Origin of the sequence: Endozoicomonas sp. ONNA1, assembly GCF_024606325.1 — a bacterium.
GTDB lineage: Bacteria > Pseudomonadota > Gammaproteobacteria > Pseudomonadales > Endozoicomonadaceae > Endozoicomonas_A.
In genome coordinates this window covers 1-1,126 of record NZ_JAHHPN010000766.1, presented here as the reverse complement: position 1 = coordinate 1,126, position 1,126 = coordinate 1, and the positions used below count along the sequence as shown (strand labels likewise).

General features: G+C 56.2%; 1 protein-coding gene. It reads right to left on the bottom strand.

Going from position 1 to position 1,126, the window contains the following annotated elements; genetic code table 11:
- Positions 1 to 1,126, bottom strand: a 1,126-nt coding sequence (locus tag KDK19_RS18310; RefSeq protein ID WP_257292532.1) for a hypothetical protein, incomplete at both ends; no start/stop codon positions are given.

The window sequence follows — 1,126 nt, the reverse complement described above, 5'->3', positions numbered from 1 at the left end:
TTGCCGCCGGTTTGGGCATTTCGGGATACCAGGGCAGTGAGGGCGGCTGAAGACGGTCATCTGTTGGCATACTGCCAATGGAATTCAGTTGCAGACGATAGGTGCCACTCCCGTCAGGCTCTGCTGTCAGTTCCAGGTGACGTCCCAGGGCGCCATACCCGCTCACCGCCAGACGCACGGATTGGTTGCTGTCTGTCACTGTCGTTTGATTAAACCTTACCCGCATTGGCAGGGTTTCTTTGACCATCACCTGACGGGGGTCTACTACGGGTAACGGTTTTCTGTCCTGTCCCGGATAATGCTTTGGCAAACCAAGGTCAGTACGAATCCGGTTTTTGATTGCGTTGGCATCCTCTTGCGGCGCTATGCCAAGTGCCAGCTGTAATGCCTTCTGTAACTGGTAAAAGAATGGAATACAGGCTGACAGCCACCCGGAACCGAAGGGAATGTCTCCCCGGCCCGGATCAAAATGAATGAGCGTGAAGGTGCCGTTATTGAGGGTCTGGTTAACGGGCGCAATGTCTGTCCGGTTACCCGGAGCATGGTCATGGACAGTGTCATTTTCCACACCATGACGAATGGGTAGATAGGTCAGTGGGCCGGAATCACTGCCGGGGAATGCGCCATCGTGACCGGGGATTATCAGGCTGACATAGTCTCCGGGAATCGTTCTGTTGCGTTCACCGTTGGGGATTTTCAGTAAACCACGGTCGTGTATATTGCCCAGGGTGTCGGGTCTTATCGGAGTCGTTGTGTTGCCCAGCTGTCTCCGGAACTCGTCGGTATTGTTCACCCGGCGCCTGAAAAGATCGCTGGCGTCCACCAGTTGGCGCAGGTCACTGGCGAGGGTCTGGTTAGTGGCATCGGCCAGGTAGTCCGGCGTCAGGTAAACCCCTATCCGGTCATCCAGGGCTGTGAGGGTAAAGAACCTGCCCCGGACGCTGCTGGTGGCGTTGTCAGGGAGCGACGTCTGCTGCTCGGTCAGACCATCGTATTCACCCCGCTGTGCCGTGTCATTTTTTTTCAGTTGCCGAAGGTTTGTCAGGGCCGGATTGCTGGAGTCTCTGGCGCTCAGCCAGTCCAGGCTGTCATCAAGAGCCCTGCGGAAAAACCATTGTTCACTGCG